The following is a 20,119-nucleotide window of genomic DNA, read 5'->3' as shown; positions in this document are numbered from 1 at the left end:
AATGGAACAAAAACCATGGTTTAAGCATTACCCCGATCATATTGCTACGGAAATCAGCTTTCCAAACCAGTCACTGCCGGAAATACTCAATGAAACCACAGAACAATTCCCAAATAATAATGCCATTTCTTTTTTCGGAAGGAAGATTACCTACCAAGCCTTATTCAAGATGTCCCATGGTTTCGCCTCGGCTTTGCAGAAGAGCGGAGTCAAAAAAGGAGACAGGGTTGCCATCATGCTTCCAAATTGCCCGCAATATGTTGTCGGGTATTATGGAGCCTTAATAGCCGGGGGAATCGTCACCCAGGTTAATCCAATGCTTGTTGCACGTGAATTAAAACATATTCTAGATGATTCCGGAGCAGAGACGATTATTGTACTGGATGCTTTCTATGAAGCCGTAAAAGGTATCCAAGAGAATACAAGCTTAAAGAATATCATTGTAGTTAGCCTTCAGCCATCTGGTGCGAAATTCGAGGACCGGACGTTTGAGGAATTCATTGCTATTGGCACAGAGGCTCCTAAACCTGTTTCCATTGTACCGGAGGAGGATATTGCGGTATTGCAATATACTGGGGGGACGACCGGCCGCTCTAAAGGAGCGATGCTGACCCACCGTAATTTGGTTGCCAATATCTATCAAACAAAGGAATTCTTTAAGGATAACATTCTGAAGGGTAAGGAACGGTATTTAACGGTTATCCCGCTTTTTCATGTGTTTGGCATGACAGCCTGCATGAATGCTTGCATTCAGATGGCTGGCGAGAATATACTGCTGCCGCGTTTTGATATTGAAGAGGTGCTTGGGACAATCAAACAAGAGAAGCCAACTATATTCCCTGGTGTACCAACTATGTATGTCGCTATCAATGCACATCCAAAGGCACAGGAATATGGGATAGACAGCATTAAGCTCTGCAATAGCGGAAGCGCTCCAATGCCGGTTGAACTGATGAGAAACTTCGAGAAGAAGACAGGCTCGAATGTGCTTGAGGGATATGGCCTGTCAGAGGCATCTCCAGTGACGCATTGCAATCCATCCTTTGCTGAGCGTAAGCCTGGGACTGTGGGCATTGGCTTCCCGTCCACTGATTACAAAATTGTCGACCTTGCGACAGGTGAACAAGAGATGCAAGCAGGTGAACTTGGCGAGCTGGTTATCAAGGGACCCCAGATCATGAAAGGTTATTGGAATATGCCTGAAGAGACAAGTGTGACGCTTCGTAACGGATGGCTGTACACAGGGGATATCGCAATGGTAGACGAGGATGGCTATTTATCTATCGTGGATCGCAAGAAGGATTTAATTATTGCGAGCGGATATAACATCTATCCACGTGATGTAGAGGAAGTGCTCTATGAGCATCCTGCTGTCCAAGAGGCAGTCGTGATTGGGGTACCGGATGAATATAGGGGAGAAACAGTCAAAGCGATTCTTGTTTTAAAGGATGGGCAAACTGCCGATGAGGCAGAAATCATAGAATACTGTAAACAGAATATGGCTGCTTACCGAGTGCCGACGATTGTTGAATTTCGCAGGGAGCTGCCAAAGACCAATGTCGGCAAAATTTTGCGCCGAGCACTCAGGGAAGAGGTTCAAGCCAAATCTTAAGTCTCGCAATCTTTTATGGCAAACCTAGGCCGAGCCAGATTTGAGGAGAAACGGGGGCCATAAATCATGAAGGAAAAAATCATCGAAAGCAGTATCCGTCTCTTTGAAAGAAAGGGATTTAAGGAGACATCCATTCAGGATATCGTTGAATCACTTGGAGTGACGAAAGGAACCTTTTATTATTATTTCTCTAGCAAGGAAGAGCTGCTGATGGATATCCACCTTTCCTATATTGACGGGCTGATTGCCAGGCAGGAGGTCATCTTAGAGGATACCTCTGCCCCGGCAGCGGCAAAGATTCAAGGTGTCATTTCTCTACTGATTCATGATATTCAAAGCCAAGGTCAAAGCGCAAAGGTATTCTTTCGAGAGATGAAGGCATTGAGTGATGAAAAGCTTAGCCAAATTATCCCGAAAAGGGATCTGTTCCGCTTTAATATCGAGCAGGTAGTTAAGGAGGGCATTGCAAAAGGAGAATTCCGTCCAGAGCTGGACCCAGTCATCGTGACCTTTGGCATCCTTGGAATGGCGAATTGGACCTATCAATGGTTTCATCCCGGAGGCAGGCTTGGAGAAGAAGAGGTTTCCGGCATATTCATCGATATGATTTTGACGGGAATCGCGAGCTAGATAAAAGAGGAGGAACCAGTATGGAGCAGATTACAAAAATATCTGTTATGGGTGCGGGACAAATGGGGCATCAAATCGCAATGCTATGCGCGCTTGGAGGATTGGAGACCACATTATATGACCTTGATGAGGGGCAGCTTTTAAAGGCTGAGGAGGCACTGAATACTCTCATGAATCAATGGGTGCAAAAAGGCAAAATCAATGAGGAAGAGAAGGGGCAGGCATTTAGCAAGCTATCCTTTACGCATGATTTTGAAAGGGCAGCCGCAAGTCCAGACCTTGTCATAGAAGCAGTGGTAGAGAAGCTTTCTGTGAAAAAGGAGCTTTTTCAAGCTTTAGAGAGAAAGGTGCCCTCTCATACTATTTTTGCGACAAATAGCTCAACAATCGTTAATAGCTTGCTTGCAACCGTCACGGAACGCCCTGATAAATTCGTGAATATGCATTTCTTTTTTCCACCGCTTGTCATGAATTGCGTGGAAGTCGTTATGAGCACGGAAACATCTGAGGAAACAGCCCAAGCTGCCATGGAGGTATGCGAGAAAATCAATCGTCGGCCATTTTTATTGCGCAAGGAAATATCGGGGTTCGTCGCCAACCGGATCCTCGGAGCGATTCATAAGGAAGCGTTGCATCTTTATGAAGAAGGCATCGCAGATTTTCAGGATATTGACCAAATTTGCCGGACGGCACTTGGGCATCCGATTGGACCGTTTGAGCTATTAGACCTTTCCGGTAATGATGTCGTTTATTATGTGATGCAGCAGAGATATGAAGAAACCGGGGATCCGAAGGATAAACCGAATAAGAGCATTGTTGAGAAGGTGGAGCAAGGGAAACTGGGCCGCAAGACAGGCGGCGGCTGGTATGAATATGAGAAGAATCGGGCAAAGCCAGAAAAGTCCGGGGTGAGAAAGTGATGAATACGATGAATGTCACAGTGCGCTTTGCTGAGACAGACGCATTGGGACATGTGAATAATACGAGCTACTTCATTTATATGGAGGATGCTCGTCTCCATTTATTAAAAGAGCTTGGCTGGAATACATCACATAAAGACTGGTCCTTCGTGCTCGTATCTACGAAATGTGATTTTATCAATCAAGCATACTTTGATCAGATACTTCGAATCGACACATCCATCCAGAAAGTCGGAACAAAAAGCTTCCAGCTCTCACATGATATCCTTTGTGCCCAGACGGGAACGGTGATTGCGCGGGGCCATGCAGTCATTGCCTTTTATAACAAAGAGGAGAAGCTGAGTGAACCCATTCCATATGATTTAAAGGAGAAGTTACTGACATATATGAATGCGTAAATGGAGGTGTCAAGTAGATATGAAGCAGAAGTATTCAACTGAAACCATTCCTGTCCGGGCAGGAGAGGAACTTAATAGGGGAAGACTTGAAGCCTGTTTGAGAGCAAAGCTTAAAGGGCTGCCAAGTGAGAATCTTGAAATCGAGCAATTCTCTGCGGGTCATTCTAATTTAACCTACCAATTGAGGATAGGGGATTGGGAGGCTGTTCTGCGCAAGCCGCCGCTTGGGCCGGTAGCGCCTAAAGCGCATGATATGGAGCGTGAATTTACCATTCTATCTGAATTAAGCCAGGTGTTTGATCCTGCTCCTACGCCGCTATTTTTCTCCAATGACCTTGAAGTGGTCGGAAGCCCGTTTTTCGTGATGGAGCGAAAGCAGGGATTTGTCTTTGATACGGAGATTCCACAAGGAGTTCAAGCATCAAAAGAGTTGTATCAAAATCTTTCAAAGGAAATGGTCACGCAATTAGTGAATTTGCATCAAATTCCTTATGAGGAAACGAAGCTGGCTGAAATGAGCAAGCCAGATGGGTTTATAGAAAGACAGACCTATGGCTGGATTCAGCGCTATGAGAAAGCGAAAACACATGATGTCTCTGCTGCGGAGGAGGTGGCCAAATGGCTCGCTTCCCATATACCGAACAGAAGTGATGCAGCCGTCATTCATTATGATTATAAATTGAATAATGCGATGTTCACGGATAATGGCAGCCGTATGTCGGGCTTGTTTGATTGGGAGATGACAACGGTTGGGGACCCTTTGGCAGATCTGGGTGTCGCCTTAAGTTACTGGACAAGCAAGGATGACCCGGAGTTTCTGCAAAAGGGGCTTGGGAAGGCGTCTATCACTAACCGTGAGGGTTTCTATTCGAGAGAAAAATTTTTGGATGAATACGCGAGCCTGAGCGGCAGGGATGTAGGGGACATGAAATTTTATATGGTGTTTGCCTATTTCAAATTGGCGGGCATATGTCAGCAGATTTATTACAGGTATCATCGCGGACAAACGAAGGATGAGCGCTTTAAGAATCTGCATGTATATGTAAAAGGGTTAATTGAGTATGCGGCTCAAGTTATGAGGACTTAGCATGGTTAAAATACAGTTGCTCATCCGCAAAGAGGATATATCAGCCGAAAAAATAGCAGAAGGTGAGAAAATTGCCATCGTACTCGATGTCCTGCTCGCCACAACAACTATTGTCTCAGCTTTAAAGGAGGGGGCCAGGGAAGTTATCCCAGTTCTAAATCCTGATGAAGCCAAACGCGTCAGCAAGTCATTCAAAAATGACGATAGGCTAATGGCGGGCGAGGTGAATGCCGGGCCGATTGAAGGCTTCATTTATCCTAGTCCTTCAGAAATAAAAAGGAAGATCAAGGGTAAGGCACTTATCCTTTCGACAACCAATGGCACGGTTGCGCTTAGGATGGCGGCAGACGCTAAAAGAGTGTATATTGCCTCCTTACTTAATAATGCATCAACTGCTAAACATATTAGCGAGACACATAAAGAAGAAACGATTATCATTGTCTGCTCCGGGAATTCAGGTGAACTGAGCCTTGAGGATTTTTATGGGGCGGGCCATCTCATTTCCTGCTTTGAGCAATCTATAGGGAAGCTTGATTTAAATGATGCGGCAAAGGCAGCTGCAGCCATTTTTAAGCAAGGAGACAAAAATCCTTATGAACAGCTATCAAACTCTTATGTAGGACAGCTGATTTTGAATTATGGCTTCAATGAAGACTTGAAGCTGGCTGCATCGATTGGGGCTGCAGAAATTATCGCTGTACTGAAGGGTGAGCGGGTTGTGGCAGAGCATACAGGGGAGTTGAAATCTTGATGAGATTTGCCGAAATGACAGCTGTCGTTACGGGCGGTGGAAGCGGCATTGGCAAAGCGACTGCGCTGCTACTCGCCAAAGAAGGTGCGAACGTCATTATTAGCGGGCGAACGAAGGAGAAGCTTGAGGCTGCGGCAGAAGAAATCAATCAGGTGATAGGGGAAGAGAGAGCGGCTTATTTTGTAGCGGATTCCACAAAGGAAGAGGAAGTGCAGGATTTGGCCCGCTTTATTGACGATTATTATATGGGCCTTCATATTGTCATCAATAATGCTGGCGGCTCCTTGCAGTCTAAGATTCTTGATACATCTGTGGAAGAATGGGATATCGTGCAGGAAGTGAATTTGAAAAGTGTGTTTGTCGTTTCAAAGGTCCTTGGCAAGATGATGACAGAAAGTCAGGTCATAGGCGGAAATCGGGCAATTGTCAATATCGCTAGTCTGTCAGGTCATAAGGCAGCTTCACATCTGCCCCATTATAGTTCCGCAAAGGCTGCAGTCATCAACTTCACGCGTGCCTTAGCGCTGGAGCTCGCTCCCTATGGAATCAGGGTAAACTCTGTCTCCCCGGGATTTGCCGAGACGCCGCTGACAGAATGGTCATTGACAAATGAGAAATTCATGCAGTCAATTAAGCGAAATACGGCACTTGGAAGAGTAGGGACAAGTGAAGAGATTGCTAAAGTCATTGCTTTTGCGGCATCCAGCGATGCCTCCTATATGACTGGCTCTGACTTATTGGTCGATGGCGGATGGATGATTACATAAACAGGAAAAGGGGAATGGGAAATGGAACATTTAGTAAAAGAAATTCACGGGAAAGTTTTGGTTTTAACGCTGAATAGGCCGGATAGCTTGAATGCTTTTAGTCCAGAAATGATTGGTGGACTGACAAAAGAAATGAAAGAGGCAAGCAAAAATCCGGATGTACGAGCCATTGTGCTGACAGGCGCCGGCCGGGCGTTCAGTGCTGGGGGCGATGTAAAGACGATGGGATCAAACAAACCAACTGATGTGTATCAGCACCTTGGAAGGTTGAATGATTGCATACTCGCTATTAAAGCCGTTGAAAAGCCCGTGATTGCTGCCGTTCAGGGGTTTGCTGCCGGTGCCGGCTTTAATCTGGCCCTTGCATGCGATTTAATCATTGCTGCGGATGACAGCAAGTTTGCTTTAAGCTTTTCACAGGTCGGTCTTATTTCGGATGGCGGGGGTTCCTATTTCCTTCCGCGTCTGGTCGGTCCGCATTTGGCAAAACAATTTTTCTTTTCTGCTGAACCAATTCCGGCAGAACGTCTTTATCAGCTTGGAGTTGTGAACAAAGTTGTTCCGCTGGCAGAATTAAATGATGAAGTGATGCGACATGCCGAAATCCTGTCTATGGGGCCAAGCCAGGCATATGGGCAGATGAAGAAGATAATCGATTATTCATTGACCTCAACATTAGAGGATGTATTGGAGAGGGAAAGGATGACGCAAATCATGATGGTCGCAACGGAAGACCATCAAGAAGGCATCCAGGCCTTCAAGGAGAAACGCCGTCCGCAATTCACGGGGAAATAAGAGGAGGGGAATCATACAGATGAAAGCTATTCAATTTACTGAATACGGTGGTCCAGAAGTATTGAAGACCATTGAAATAGATAAACCAAAGCCAGGGCCGACAGAGGTACTGATCGAGATTCATGCTATCGGAGTCAATTATGCCGATACAGCAAGAAGAGAGGGGCAGTATGTCGTACCGACCAAGCTTCCATTTATTCCAGGAGCTGAAATCGCAGGAGTCATTGTTGAAGCGGGAGAAGAGGTGACCAATGTCAATATCGGTACACGGGTCGTCACATTGATTGAATCTGGAGGGTATGCAGAATATGCAGTGGTTGACTCCCGAAATGTGACCGTCATGCTGAAGGAGGACATTGACTTTAAGCAGGCTGTTTCTTTGCCGCTTCAAGGGCTGAGTGCTTACCATATTTTAAAAACGATGGGTTGTATCACAAACGAAGATACCGTTTTGGTTCACGCTGCAGCAGGCGGAGTGGGAACACTCGCCGTTCAGCTTGCCAAGTTATTCGGAGCAAGGAAGGTTATTGCTACGGCAAGTACTGATGAAAAGCTGGATTTAGCCAAATCGCTCGGTGCGGATGTATGCATCAATTATACGAATGAGGGCTGGCATAAGGAGGTGCTTGAAGCAACCGAGGGCAGAGGTGTTGATCTAGCTCTTGAGATGGTTGGAGGAGATGTGTTTAAGGATACACTGAAATGTCTGGCTCCATTCGGGAAGGTAGTCATTTATGGAGTGGCGAGCGGGGAACAGGCCGTGATGCACCCGTCCTCCTTAATGGCCAAAAATCAATCTGTCATCGGATTCTTCCTGCCGCAGATTATGAGGAAGAGAGAGCTGTTTATGCGCAGCATACGAGAGCTGTTTGGTTATTTGGAGGAAGGAAAACTTCAATTAATTATCGGCGAAACATATCCTCTGGAGGAAGCAGCCAAGGTTCATGAGTTAATGCAATCAAGAAAAACATCCGGAAAGATTATCCTTGAAGTCAATCATGCATAAATTTGACTCCTCTGCAGCGCAGGGGAGTTTTTCATGAACCATCAATTTGCAAGAAGTGCCATTGTGTCAGACTAGGTGAAAATTGTACACTTATAGCACAAAACTATGTTGGAGATGAATGAAAAGTTGGAATGGAAGAATCTTTATCGGGGAATTTTGATGGGAATAAGTGATTTAATCCCAGGAGTAAGCGGCGGCACCATTGCTTTCATATTAGGAATATATGACCGTTTTCTCTTGGCAATCAGCGGCATCTTCAGCCGTGACTGGAGGAGGCAATTAGGCTTTTTACTGCCATTAGGTCTAGGAATGGGATTTGCTATCCTAGCCTTCAGCCGGGTTATTGATTATTTATTGGAGCATCATTATGAGCCTACACAATTTTTCTTTTTAGGCCTGATTATTGGTGTGCTTCCGTTTATAGCTAAGCAGGCGGAGGTTAAAAAGAATTTTAGCACAAAGCATGTAGCGATAATGATTTTGGTTGGGGCGCTGTTAGCCTCAATGGCGTTTATCCAGACAAATGATGAGGCTATGATAACCACTTTTACGGCTGGGGCATATGTGAAATTGTTCTTCTCAGGCTGGATTGCGAGTATGGCTATGCTACTCCCTGGAATTAGCGGCTCGTTTGTCCTTTTGGTAATTGGCGTTTATTCGACTGTTATATCTGCCTTGTCTGATTTCAATCTGCCGGTTATCATGGCTGTCGGTGCTGGTGCAGCGATTGGCTTTATTCTTAGCAGCAAGGCGATTGCTTATTTGCTGAGAGAATTCCCTTATATGACATTTGCGGTTATTATGGGATTAATCGGTGGATCCGTATTTGTTGTCTTCCCGGGACTTCCGAAAACATTATTGGGGATGGCTCTATGTGTCATCACATTTGTGAGCGGAGTATTGGTGACCCAATTCTTCACGAAAACCGAACAAAAGATGCCGAATGAATAAAAGTAAAAGCTCGAAGGAGGGATAAGGAAATCCCTTCTTCGAGCTTATTTTTGTTCTTTATTCAAATCGGGAATCAGCAAGAATACGGCCTAGCTCTTCCATATGGCCTGTCTCATCAGAGATGAGGTCTTCAAGCTTAACGACTAATTCAGTTAAGCCCAATTCTTCCGCTTGTTTCTTGCGTGTTTCATAGCGGTCGATTGTCTCCTTCTCTGCTTGGTAAGCAGATTCAAGCATTTCTTTTACATCAGTTGTTTGTTTGACCTCTGCAGGGGAGACAGTCGGTGTTCCACCAAGTGTCGCGATTTTTTCAGCTAAGTATATAGCATGCCCTTGCTCGTCAGAAATTTCTCCTTCAAAGAAAGGCTTTAATGTTTGTCTGAAAAGACCTGATACCATAGCAGCATAGTTCGTATACATGATGGATGCTGCATATTCATTTGCTAAATCTTCATTTAAACCATCGATTAATTCTTTTAATTTCTCATCCATAAAATAGGACCTCCTTAATTATTTCCTTAAAATAAAGATACCCTATTCTAAGATTCATTAAGCATCTAATTATGATAAAATGATGAACCTTGTTTACATGAAACAAATTGGCTAAACACGAAGCTGTTTTAACAGACGGAAAAAAACACTTTCCCTTTTTGATTGAAAGCTGTGAACATATTAAGAGGCTGATCCGCAAAGGACAGCCTCTTGTTAGTTCATTATATTAAATTCTTGAAATCGATACGCTTATTTAGGGCATGCATAATCGGCATACCAACCGCCATGACGACGAATTCGCCAATTGCAGTGGTCAAGTATGTGAGCCAGAATGGCACTCCCAATACAATACTCAGCTCGATGGCAATGATGAACATGGTCGCCGTAAAAACAATCGTGTTGACAATCATTCTTGCCCATATATTTTTGACAAAACGGGCTATTATAATAGTTATTGATAGCGCCAGTACAGATTGTCCAACTCCAAATAGGAGATCATAAACCCCTAATGATGAGAAGAAGAGGTTTGAGAAAAAGACGCCAATCACAATGCCAATAAAGTATTTCTTGTTGAAGACAACAAGATGATTAAACATCTCTGGGACACGAAATTGGATATTCGTGAAGCCAAATGGCTGAATAATCATGGTGACGGCAATATATAAAGCGGCCAGCACACCATTCACTGCTAGTGTTCTAATCTTCATTTTTATTCTCCTTAGTTTTTTATCGTGGGATGGTTACGAACCACGTTTAAATCCAAAGTAGAATATTAAAGTAAGAAGGAGAATATGTCAATGCTTATAGGGGGCTATCATCCATTGCAATTGTCTGTAAATAAGCATAAAAAAACTGAAGGGAATGCCTAATAGGCAGTGCCTTCAGCTTCTATCATTCAATATTTTAGCCTAAAGAAACATCCAGAATCATCATGACAGCAAAGCCGATCATCAGGAATAAGGAGGCAAGGTCTGTATTGCCGTTTTCCTGTGAACCGGGTATGACCTCCTCTGCGACAACGAAAATCATTGCTCCAGCAGCAAAGCTTAAAGCATAAGGAAGCAGCGGCTGGATAAAGACAACTGCTACTGCCCCAATGACAGCGGCAACAGGTTCAACCATTCCGGAGAATTGCCCATAAAAGAAGCTTTTTCTCCTCGACATTCCATCCCGTCTAAGCGGCATGGAAACAGCCAGGCCTTCGGGAAAGTTTTGGATGCCGATACCGATGGCAAGGGCAATCGCACCGGTAAGAGAGGCGCTCGGCAAGTCGGCCGCGACAGCCCCGAACGCAACACCGACGGCTAACCCTTCCGGAATATTATGCATGGTGATGGCCAATACGAGCAAGGTGCTCCTCTTCTTGTTTTCTGGATGAATCCCTTCCGCTTGACCAAGCGGTTTATCGGGATGAAGATGGGGCATGATCTTATCTAACAACATGAGGAACAGACCGCCTGCGAGAAAACCGGCTGCGGCTGGAAACCATGATGGAAGAGGACTGTCTTCAGCCATTTCAATGGCTGGTGACAGCAAAGACCAAAAGCTTGCTGCAATCATGACTCCGCCGGCGAAGCCGAGCATGCTATCTAGAAATTTCATATTTACATTTTTGGTCGTAAATACGAGGGCTGCCCCAAGAGCCGTCATGCCCCAAGTGAATAAGGTAGCAAAGAAGGCTTGGTACATGACGGGAAGACTTGTGAACCAATCCAGCATAATATCCCTCCAGAGGAAAGCATTTTGGTGCTATTATGTATTTTATGAATGTAGAAGATACTTATTCAATGAGACTATTCTTCGTATGTAAATAATTATAGCTGTATTTTCCGCCTAAAAAAGCCTGGAGTCAAGAACTCCAGGCTTTTAAGCAAAGATTTAAATTTAGTGGGCTGGCTGATCCTTTATAGGGAAGTGGGGATTATCATTCCTCTTAGTAAGTGTCTTTTTAATCCAAGGAAGGACATAATAGTCTCCTCCTAGTTTACCGGCATTCGCTCCGGCAGCAAGGATGATAAATCCAAGAACGATCATGGCTGGGTTAGTAGAAACTGTACCGCCAAAGACAAACAGGAAGTTCATCAACAGTCCTGACAAAACAGCTGCTGTTGTTAATACACCTAGTAACAGCCCTAGTCCGACAAGGAGCTCTCCCCAAGGAATTAAAATATTTATGATGCCTACATTAGGCAGGGCAAAATTTTCAATGAAGGAGTTGTAGATTGGATAAAGTGCTGTGCCATCAGGTCCTTTAACGGGATTAGCGATTATATTATTAAGGAAGCCGGTGGCATCGAAGGCTCCGCCTCTTACTTTTTCCAATCCATGTATGAACCATTCGTACCCAAGATATAAACGTATGATAAGCAAAAGTCCAGATGCATATTTGTTTGTTCTTAACCATTCCATCATTTTCATTCACTCCTATATCATATTCAGTTGGCCTCCTACCGCGGAATGGAAGGCTGACTGCTTTCTATACTTTATTTATACACCAATTCCATTGTGAATAATTGAGCAATTATAGCAATTCAAATTTTATCCAAAACTTTTTGAACATTTATTGGAAAAGTTGAAAATCTATTTACAGTAGAGGTGAACCATGCTGAAATACAGGAATGTTCAGCGTGCCTGTGATGTATAACAAAAATGGTTTTGTGCCCTTGCTTGAAAAGGAATCCAAATCAGTATAAGTAAAAAGGAATACGAAATTACCTATAAAGCCAGTTCACATATAGGCCACCTAGATGATAAGCAGATATCCTGTAACAGCTGCATCAAGCAGCATAAACTCCGGTTCCTTTACAAAAAAGACTTATTTAACTATATTAAAATAACGAAAAAGTGAGTTAAAATGCCTATTCCTCTATCTTCGTTCATTAATCAGTTTTGAAAAAAACAGAGATAGAGTAAAATAAACTTTATAAAAAAGATTATCGATGGAAAATAGAGGAACAATAAAGGGGAAGTAAAGGAGGAGAACGCTAAAATGAGTTTACAAGCACAAATTATTGAAGCGTTACATGTACAACCATCCATTAATCCTAAAGAAGAAATTGAAAAACGAGTGGGATTCTTGAAGGATTACCTAAAAAAGACCGGGGCAAAAGGGTTCGTCCTCGGAATTAGCGGCGGACAGGATTCCACGCTTGCGGGCCGCTTGGCTCAAATGGCTGTTGAGTCCTTGCGTGAGGAAGGGAGTGAGGCGACGTTTGTTGCTGTAAGACTCCCATATGGTGTTCAGCATGACGAGGAAGATGCTCAAGCAGCTATCCAATTTATCAAACCGGATGAGAGCTTAACTTTTAACGTTAAACCATCCGTAGATGCTGTTTCTGCACAATATGAGGAAGCCTCTGCAGAAGCCCTCAGTGATTTTAACAAAGGGAATGTTAAGGCGCGTCTCCGAATGGTTGCCCAATATGCGATAGGCGGACAGCGCGGTTTGCTTGTAGTTGGGACAGATCACGCGGCAGAAGCGGTAACTGGCTTTTTTACCAAATATGGAGATGGCGGTGCAGATATTTTGCCATTAACGGGGCTATCAAAAAGACAAGGCAAGGAATTGCTAAAAGAGCTCGGGGCAGAAGAACGCCTTTACTTAAAAGTACCGACTGCAGATCTGCTTGATAATAAGCCGCTGCAGGCAGATGAAACGGAATTAGGTCTATCCTACGATGTAATTGATGATTATTTGGAAGGAAAAGAGGTTGGCTTAGAGGCCGCCAGAAGGATTGAACAGCAATATTTGAAGACAGAGCATAAACGTCAATTGCCAACATCCATGTTTGATAACTGGTGGAAATAAATTGAGCAAGAGTAAGCCTGCATGCGTTAAGCTGCAGGCTTATTCTCATTTTAACATGATTTGTAAAACCCCTATCTCTTAATCCTTAAATATAATAGAATGTAAATTAATAGAAAGTTTTAGCCATAACGAATGAGGGAAAAGGAAATAAAGTAAAACTGTAATTATTGCAAATGTGACAAAAAATGTTCGAGTGTATTTAATATGTATTTAACTTGTTACTTAACGGAAATCATATTGCAATCCATATTTATTAAACTATATTAGTTACAAACATTAGAACAAGGTAACTATGTCATATAGAATCAAAGGAGGGGTCATATGAATAATGAGTCAATTCTAATTGAAAAATCTTATTATAAAACATTAATTGATAAAGACAGTGCGGCAAACCCAATGCTCATCATTAGTGAATACGTGCTCCAGGAACAGAATCAGGATATACCAGAGCTGTCTAATCTTCGTTTCGCGCAAGGTGAGCTTTATTACTTATATAGGGACTATGAAGCAGCCATTTTCAAATGGGAACAGGTAACGAATGAGCTGGAGCCATGGGCAAAGAAAAACATGGCAGATGCCTATTTTGCTGTTGATCTTTATTCAACAGCGGAAGAAATCTATAAATCTATCCAATCGGACTCTATTACTTTAAATACCGAGGTAGGTCTGCAATTATTTACCCTTTACATAAGAATGAAGAAGATTAACTCGGCTGACCAAACCATTAAGAAAGTGGTTCGCTTAAATCCGGATGATGAGCAAGTGACAAGCTTAGCGAGGAACTTCTTTGAGGAACAAATGGATTGGGATAGCGCAGTTGATCTTGCCATGAATGAGGCGATGAGGACTGAATCTATTCATTGGTACAACATCCTTCAAGCTTATATAGAAGATGGTGTAACAAAGCATTTGGACCCGGCTTATTTCTATCCAGCTTTGCGTAAGCTTTATGATCTTAATGACAAGCGGTTTGAAGAATTGGCTGTTGCGCTTTGGCACAGCTATCAAGGAGAAGCCTCCTACTTGACTTGGGTTCAAGGTTTCAATGATCTATTGCAGGATTTTGAAATCACGCAGAAGCATTCTTATCCAGCCTTGGCGGTCTTATACAAGGATGCTTATTTCGAATTCATTAATGGAGAGAAATCGGTTAAATCCTTAAAAACAATCGTTCCGAGCTTACTCAGAAATTGGGTGCGCTTAACGGACCGAAATCATGCATTGCTTGCCTCTTCAAGCGTTCTTGCCTGGAATGACCATTTCCCAACTACACTTAGCAGTGAGGATGTTGGCATTGCAGAACATATTCTATCTGGACTCACCTATAACCGGGATGGATTGGAAGATAGCGTCCGTCTCTTTGAAACCATTGATAAATGGGCCATGGAGAACGGCTTGGCTGTCAGTGAAAGACATAAATGGATCATGGATGAGCTGTTAGACTTAAATGTACAGCGATTGATGATTGCCGGAACGAGCGGTAATGGAAAATCGGCTTTAATTCATTCACTTCTTGGAGAAGATTCATTTGACCAGCCAACAGCGACAACTGTGCTCTATAAGTATGGGGAGGAAGAGGATGTCAATGAGGTGTCAGATTCCTCGATTATTCCATTGAATCATGAGGAGATAGAAGAGCGCGTCACATCTAGAGCATGGATGAGCGGACCGCCGCGCATTATTGATTATAAGCTCCCAAGCGCATTCTTGAAGGAGAATGGTATTGCTATCATAGATACACCTGGATTCAGCATTGCCAACAGCAAAACTCAAGAGGTGCGCCGTTACTTGCATATGGCAGACAGCCTTCTCTTTGTTCTTGATGTGAATGACCCATTCAGTCAGAAAGAAAGAGAATTAGCCCTCATGATTAAGGAGCAGGCACCTGACCTGCCGATTCATTTCTTGCTAAACAAAATGGATCTTGTCCATAATGATCAGGAGGCCATTCGAATTGTCGATGAGGCTTGGAAGAAGATTAATCCATATTTGCCTGAGGCAAAGATTTTTGCCCATTCAGCTCGATATCGAGGGGCTGCCCAACGGATGGATTTCACAGAATTCCTTCAAGGGAATCTTTTGCAGCCATATAAGGAAAGCAAGCGTACAATGATGCTTCTTCATTATGTTCGTGAGGCAATTTCCTCCTTGCTTGATCAAAGACTGGAGAGGGAGGAAGAATTGGCCGATTCCATCCATAAAAATGAAGATTTATTGTCAAAACTGAAAGCAGCCTTAAACCAAGTGGACGATTTGGAGAAGGAAAAGGCGGCAGGACTTCGCAATTCATTTAAGGCGCGCAAAGATGATATACGAAATGACGTGGTCAGCGCTATACCGAAAATCCTGCAGGCAAGTAAGGATTTGCTTGTAGAGGATAGCGATTATCGTAAGATTCATATTGAACTGAATGAGAAGATGAATAGAAGAGTACAGGAGTATTTAGAAACAACCGTTCTCCCGAAATACTTCTATTCTATGCAGGAATGGATTCGGGAAGCAGACATTGAATTTAAGGAAAGCCAAGGTTTCTTGACTGAAATGACAGATGGATTTAATGCCATCTATCAGGATGATCGCGTCAAAATGAACTGTGACTTCCGAGTGCTTGATGACTGGCGCCGTGATTCCAATCGGATGACTAGCGGAATTCAAATGGATACCGTTAATATTCTTCTGCGTCATACGCCGCAGCAATTATTGCTAAAGAGCGCTGGTGTACTGTTCGGGTCAATTGCCAATAAGAGTTTAATGTACAATAAATATACGAACTTAATTGAAACACAGGATTACACCGAAGTTGCTGAGGTTATCGCTGATAAGTTCCTGCTTCAATTCGAAATGTTCGAGAAATCCATTACAAGGGATGTCGCTATGTTCTTCAGTAATCCGAAGGAAATGCTGAATACATTAATTGCTGATGCAAATGGCATGATTGAGAAATACAATCGCCAATTGGAAAAGATGCGTGCAAAACCAGAAATGTATCGCGATCCACTGAAGCTGTTCGAATTGCGCTTACGCCAATATGAATGGATGGTCTTTGCCGATCGTGAATTTCAAACGGTATCCTAAGCTAATTAAAAGCGAGAGACATCAGTAAACTACGCAAAAAGATGGAAAACCAATTTGGTTCTCCATCTTTTTTATTTATATTAGTCTTTTGACAAATGTCAGGATTGTGTTTTTACGTTCATTAAAGGTTTAAGAGCATTACACACTTAATATTTCCTTTAGTAAAAAAGCTTCAGATTCCTGATATGAAGAAATATATTTGAAAGATTTATCATTATGGGATGATAGTAATTTAGTGTCTCATTATGAGATGCCTATATTATTTTGTATTACTGCGAAGCTTATAAAAACGGACGAAATTATTAAAAATCACCTTTAACACGGAATAAGCAGGAATGGCAATCAGGATGCCGACAAATCCATAGAGTGAACCGGCAACAAGCAAGAGAAAGATAACGGTTAATGGATGGATATCCAGCCGTTTGCCCATAACTTGCGGCGTAATCAAATGTCCCTCAATCTGCTGAACGATAATCATTAAAATTAAAACCTTTAGTGCCATGAATGGGCTGACTAAAAAGCTGCTGATCAAAGCAGGGATGATACCCAAAAAAGGTCCGAGAAACGGGATTACCGTCAGTAATGTGGCAAATATGGCAAAGATAAGCGCATTTTCTAATCCAATGATTAAGTAGCCAATATACATCATTGCGCCATCTGCTAACGCAATAATAAATTGTCCGACAATGTAAGTTGATAAGGTTTTATCCACATCTGCAAGGATTTTAGCGCCTTCTGCTTCAACTGATTGAGGGATATGGCGGAGAAGATAAGGTTTTAATTTATGTCCATCCTTCAAGAAGTAGAAGACAATAAATGGAACTATAACGATAATGGTCAAGGCGCTAGTGATGGTTGAGAAAATAGTGATGGCATTGCTGGAGATTTTTTTTGAGAATGATTCCAAATAATCTGTTGCATAATCCTTTACTTTATTCACCGAAAGGAAATCTGGCGACCGCTCTTCAATGATGGTTTTGGACGTATCTGCAATTGACTCCGCCCGTTCCGGCACGACTTCAACCAGGTGAGAGACTTGTGAAATTATCATTGGGCCAGCCGTTTTAACAGCTACATAGCCGAGCGCGCCAAACAGCAAGTATATAAGGGTGATACTAAGGGCTAGCGGCATATAGCGGCTAAGCCATTGAACGATGGGGCGAAGTATATAGTAAAGCAGTCCTGCGATTAAAATCGGAAAGAATAGAGTGATGATGAATTTCTGGAAAGGCCAAATGAAGTAATCAATCTTCCCGAATAAAACAATGATAATAAGAATAAGGATTAAGCCGGTCGCATATTTAAAAAAAGGCTTATTTATCCACATAGATTTTTCTCCCCCCCAAGCCTGCTACTGAATGTATAAGCACCTATACCCTGATTGAACCGATTCGTACCCTATCAGGAAAAGAATAAATTTTCTCTATCACAATAATTAGGGCAAATCAGTTTTCAATTGCATTAATTACCATCGAAGATTATAATAAATTTCATAGAATTTAGAAAATTTAAAAAATATTTTCAGATAACAAAGGGGAGATTTCATGAAGAAGAGATTTTTGGTCGCTTCAATATTGGCTAGCGTCATGTTTGGATTGGCTGCATGCGGATCTAGTGAAGAAGAAACTAGCGGGAACGGAGATGGTGGAGGCTCTGAGAAAACGTACCGTGTCGTCACTGATGCCAATTACTCACCATTTGAATACCAAGATGGCGGGGAAATTGTCGGTTTTGATGTGGATGTAGTGAAGGCGGTCGCAAAAGAAGCAGGTTTCAAGGTTAAGATTGAAAATGTAGGCTGGGATCCGCTGTTTGTAGAAATCAAAAACAAAACAGCTGATATGGGGATGTCTGCTATCTCCATTAATGATGAGCGAAAAGCGACGTATGACTTCTCTGTGCCGTACTTCCTATCAACCAATAAGATTCTCGTGCCAGAAGGAAGTGACATTAAGTCTGCAGAGGATTTGAAAGGAAAGAAAGTGGCTGTTCAAACAGGTACAACGGGCCATTTGGCAGTCGAGAAGATTGTCGGGGATAAGAATGAAGATATAAGGAAGTTTGAAACAACCGTGCTGGCGATTATGGAGATGAAGCAAAATGGTGCAAAGGCAGTCGTAGCTGATAACGGAGTTGTTGAGGAATATGCGAAGAATAATCCAGATGACAAATTTGTTGTCGTTGCAGATGAGGATGCCTTTGAAAATGAATATTACGGTTTAATGTTCCCGAAAGATAGTGAGCTGAAGAGCAAAGTAGATGAAGCGCTGAAAACCATTATGGATGATGGCACCTATACCGAAATCTATAAAAAATGGTTCGGGATTGAGCCGGATATCGAAACATTAAAAGAGCAGCAATAAACGTATGGAATGAATTGCGTAACATCGGAAGGATGAAGCCATGTTACGCAATTTTTAGTATAAGGAGGATGGGACCATTGGATTTCAGGTGGGATATTATTCAAGAATATATGCCCTTTCTATTAAAAGGGACTCTATATACAATTGGGCTTTCAATTGCAGGGATCTTAATCGGAACGGTTCTGGGCTTATTAATAGGGCTTGGAAAGATAACGAAAAGCAAATTATTGTCCATACCGCTAAATTGTTATATTGGCTTCTTTCGCGGTACTCCGTTATTTGTCCAACTTCTATTAATCCATTTCGGTGTTGTTCCAGCTATTACTGGTGAGACAAACGTAATATTGGCAACGATTCTCGCTTTGTCATTGAATTCAGCTGCCTATATTGCGGAAATCTTTCGAGCAGGCATCCAATCCATTGATACAGGCCAGATGGAGGGTGCCCGGTCTCTCGGGATGTCGAGTGCACAGGCGATGCGCTATGTTATTTTACCGCAAGCCTTTAAACGGATGATTCCTCCTCTTGGAAATGAATTTGTCGTACTTATAAAGGAATCGTCGATTGCGGCTGTTATCGCTGCCCCGGAGCTGACCTATTGGGGCAGAGCGATGGCTAGTCAATATTTCCGTGTATGGGAGCCATATTTAGCTTCGGCTTTCATTTATCTCATCTTGACGCTTTCCTTAAGCTATCTGTTAAACAAAATGGAAAGAAGGCTTGATACAAAATGATTGTAGTCGAGAATTTAAAGAAGTCGTTTGGCAGCAATGAAGTTTTAAAGGATATTAGCATCACCATTGAACACAAAGAGGTTGTTGTGGTCATCGGACCTTCAGGGTCGGGTAAATCTACTTTCCTGCGGTGTTTAAATCTGCTTGAAGCCATATCAGGCGGGCATGTCCGCATTAACGGCGTCGATCTTGCTGATAAGAAAATAGACATTAATAAGGTCCGGCAAAAAACAGGTATGGTGTTTCAGCATTTTAATTTATTCCCCCATAAGACCGTCCTTGAGAATTTAATGCTTGCTCCGACGAAGGTTAAGAAGGTCTCAGCAGAGCAAGCAAAGAATAAGGCGCTCGAATTACTCAGTAAGGTTGGCCTCTCTGAGAAGGCAGATGCCTATCCGGATTCATTATCAGGGGGGCAGAAGCAAAGGGTAGCGATTGCGCGAGCTTTGGCAATGGAGCCGGAGATCATGCTGTTTGATGAACCTACATCTGCGCTTGACCCGGAGATGGTTGGTGAGGTGCTTGAGGTTATGAAGCAATTGGCCAGTGAGGGCATGACCATGGTCGTAGTTACGCATGAAATGGGATTTGCAAAGGAAGTAGGAGACCGTGTTATTTTTATGGATGAAGGCTATATCGTAGAGCAGAACAAACCAAAAGAGCTATTTGATAATCCGCAGCATGAGCGGACGAAACTGTTTTTAAGTAAGGTCCTGTAAGGACAAGAAAA

The 20,119-nt window shown here is 42.9% G+C and carries 20 protein-coding genes and 1 riboswitch; of the genes, 15 read left to right on the top strand and 5 right to left on the bottom strand.

Annotation, left to right across the window (positions count from 1 at the left end):
* Position 1 precedes the first annotated feature (1 nt).
* The 10 genes from CYL18_RS12500 to CYL18_RS12455 all read left to right on the top strand — a co-directional run bounded on the left by CYL18_RS12500 (position 2) and on the right by CYL18_RS12455 (position 8,917).
* On the top strand, positions 2-1,612 hold the full coding sequence (locus CYL18_RS12500; protein WP_104849947.1) for a long-chain-fatty-acid--CoA ligase: 1,611 nt from the start codon (positions 2-4) through the stop codon (positions 1,610-1,612).
* 66 nt (positions 1,613-1,678) lie between these two features.
* Complete coding sequence (locus tag CYL18_RS12495; RefSeq protein WP_104849853.1) at positions 1,679-2,242, top strand: TetR/AcrR family transcriptional regulator; 564 nt, start codon at positions 1,679-1,681, stop codon at positions 2,240-2,242.
* 20 nt (positions 2,243-2,262) lie between these two features.
* Positions 2,263-3,162, top strand: coding sequence for a 3-hydroxyacyl-CoA dehydrogenase family protein (locus CYL18_RS12490; protein WP_104849852.1), 900 nt, complete (start codon positions 2,263-2,265; stop codon positions 3,160-3,162).
* The gene (locus CYL18_RS12485) at positions 3,162-3,560 is read left to right on the top strand and encodes an acyl-CoA thioesterase (RefSeq protein WP_104849851.1); all 399 of its coding nucleotides are present in this window, start codon (positions 3,162-3,164) and stop codon (positions 3,558-3,560) included. Before CYL18_RS12490 ends, CYL18_RS12485 begins: the two co-directional genes overlap by 1 nt.
* A 19-nt stretch (positions 3,561-3,579) precedes the next feature.
* The gene (locus CYL18_RS12480) at positions 3,580-4,647 is read left to right on the top strand and encodes a phosphotransferase family protein (RefSeq protein ID WP_104849850.1); all 1,068 of its coding nucleotides are present in this window, start codon (positions 3,580-3,582) and stop codon (positions 4,645-4,647) included.
* 1 nt (position 4,648) lies between these two features.
* Positions 4,649-5,398, top strand: coding sequence for a 2-phosphosulfolactate phosphatase (locus CYL18_RS12475; protein ID WP_104849849.1), 750 nt, complete (start codon positions 4,649-4,651; stop codon positions 5,396-5,398).
* Complete coding sequence (locus CYL18_RS12470; protein ID WP_104849848.1) at positions 5,398-6,165, top strand: SDR family NAD(P)-dependent oxidoreductase; 768 nt, start codon at positions 5,398-5,400, stop codon at positions 6,163-6,165. The genes CYL18_RS12475 and CYL18_RS12470 overlap by 1 nt, the downstream gene beginning before the upstream one ends.
* A 21-nt stretch (positions 6,166-6,186) precedes the next feature.
* Positions 6,187-6,960: an enoyl-CoA hydratase/isomerase family protein gene (locus tag CYL18_RS12465; RefSeq protein WP_104849847.1), complete on the top strand. Its 774-nt coding sequence runs from the start codon at positions 6,187-6,189 to the stop codon at positions 6,958-6,960.
* Positions 6,961-6,979: 19 nt separating this feature from the next.
* Complete coding sequence (locus tag CYL18_RS12460; RefSeq protein ID WP_104849846.1) at positions 6,980-7,966, top strand: quinone oxidoreductase family protein; 987 nt, start codon at positions 6,980-6,982, stop codon at positions 7,964-7,966.
* A gap of 126 nt (positions 7,967-8,092) precedes the next feature.
* Positions 8,093-8,917: a DUF368 domain-containing protein gene (locus CYL18_RS12455; RefSeq protein ID WP_104849946.1), complete on the top strand. Its 825-nt coding sequence runs from the start codon at positions 8,093-8,095 to the stop codon at positions 8,915-8,917.
* A 57-nt stretch (positions 8,918-8,974) separates the two neighbouring features.
* Here CYL18_RS12455 and CYL18_RS12450 read toward each other — a convergent pair whose 3' ends face one another.
* The 4 genes from CYL18_RS12450 to CYL18_RS12435 all read right to left on the bottom strand — a co-directional run bounded on the left by CYL18_RS12450 (position 8,975) and on the right by CYL18_RS12435 (position 11,821).
* Complete coding sequence (locus tag CYL18_RS12450; RefSeq protein WP_104849845.1) at positions 8,975-9,409, bottom strand: ferritin-like domain-containing protein; 435 nt, start codon at positions 9,407-9,409, stop codon at positions 8,975-8,977.
* Between the two features lie 221 nt (positions 9,410-9,630).
* Complete coding sequence (locus tag CYL18_RS12445; RefSeq protein WP_104849844.1) at positions 9,631-10,116, bottom strand: QueT transporter family protein; 486 nt, start codon at positions 10,114-10,116, stop codon at positions 9,631-9,633.
* 5 nt (positions 10,117-10,121) lie between these two features.
* A riboswitch (PreQ1 riboswitch) is annotated at positions 10,122-10,166 on the bottom strand.
* Positions 10,167-10,312: 146 nt separating this feature from the next.
* A complete protein-coding gene (locus CYL18_RS12440; RefSeq protein WP_104849843.1) occupies positions 10,313-11,128 on the bottom strand; it encodes a ZIP family metal transporter in 816 nt (271 codons plus the stop codon).
* A 165-nt stretch (positions 11,129-11,293) separates the two neighbouring features.
* Positions 11,294-11,821 carry a DoxX family membrane protein gene (locus CYL18_RS12435; RefSeq protein WP_201741277.1) on the bottom strand — a complete coding sequence of 176 codons (528 nt, stop codon included), beginning with the start codon at positions 11,819-11,821 and terminating at the stop codon, positions 11,294-11,296.
* Between the two features lie 577 nt (positions 11,822-12,398).
* On the opposite strand from CYL18_RS12435, the gene nadE reads away from it, so the two are divergent.
* The gene (gene nadE / locus CYL18_RS12430) at positions 12,399-13,217 is read left to right on the top strand and encodes an ammonia-dependent NAD(+) synthetase (protein WP_104849842.1); all 819 of its coding nucleotides are present in this window, start codon (positions 12,399-12,401) and stop codon (positions 13,215-13,217) included.
* A gap of 321 nt (positions 13,218-13,538) precedes the next feature.
* Positions 13,539-16,292 (top strand): dynamin family protein, encoded by a 2,754-nt coding sequence (locus tag CYL18_RS12425; protein WP_104849841.1) that lies wholly within the window; start codon positions 13,539-13,541, stop codon positions 16,290-16,292.
* Positions 16,293-16,551: 259 nt separating this feature from the next.
* On the opposite strand, the gene CYL18_RS12420 is transcribed toward CYL18_RS12425, so the two are convergent.
* Positions 16,552-17,619 (bottom strand): AI-2E family transporter, encoded by a 1,068-nt coding sequence (locus tag CYL18_RS12420; RefSeq protein ID WP_104849840.1) that lies wholly within the window; start codon positions 17,617-17,619, stop codon positions 16,552-16,554.
* Positions 17,620-17,836: 217 nt separating this feature from the next.
* On the opposite strand from CYL18_RS12420, the gene CYL18_RS12415 reads away from it, so the two are divergent.
* The 3 genes from CYL18_RS12415 (at position 17,837) to CYL18_RS12405 (ending at position 20,108) form a co-directional block, all read left to right on the top strand.
* Entirely contained in the window at positions 17,837-18,655 is an 819-nt protein-coding gene (locus CYL18_RS12415; protein WP_104849839.1) for a basic amino acid ABC transporter substrate-binding protein, read from the top strand.
* Between the two features lie 77 nt (positions 18,656-18,732).
* Positions 18,733-19,389 (top strand): amino acid ABC transporter permease, encoded by a 657-nt coding sequence (locus CYL18_RS12410; protein WP_104849838.1) that lies wholly within the window; start codon positions 18,733-18,735, stop codon positions 19,387-19,389.
* Positions 19,386-20,108, top strand: coding sequence for an amino acid ABC transporter ATP-binding protein (locus tag CYL18_RS12405; protein ID WP_104849837.1), 723 nt, complete (start codon positions 19,386-19,388; stop codon positions 20,106-20,108). The genes CYL18_RS12410 and CYL18_RS12405 overlap by 4 nt, the downstream gene beginning before the upstream one ends.
* The last annotated feature ends 11 nt before the right edge of the window (positions 20,109-20,119 follow it).

This window comes from Pradoshia eiseniae (assembly GCF_002946355.1).
In the GTDB taxonomy this organism is placed as follows: Bacteria; Bacillota; Bacilli; order Bacillales; family Pradoshiaceae; genus Pradoshia; species Pradoshia eiseniae.
The sequence above is the reverse complement of the archived record's forward strand: the minus strand, read 5'-3'. Positions and strand labels throughout refer to the sequence as shown.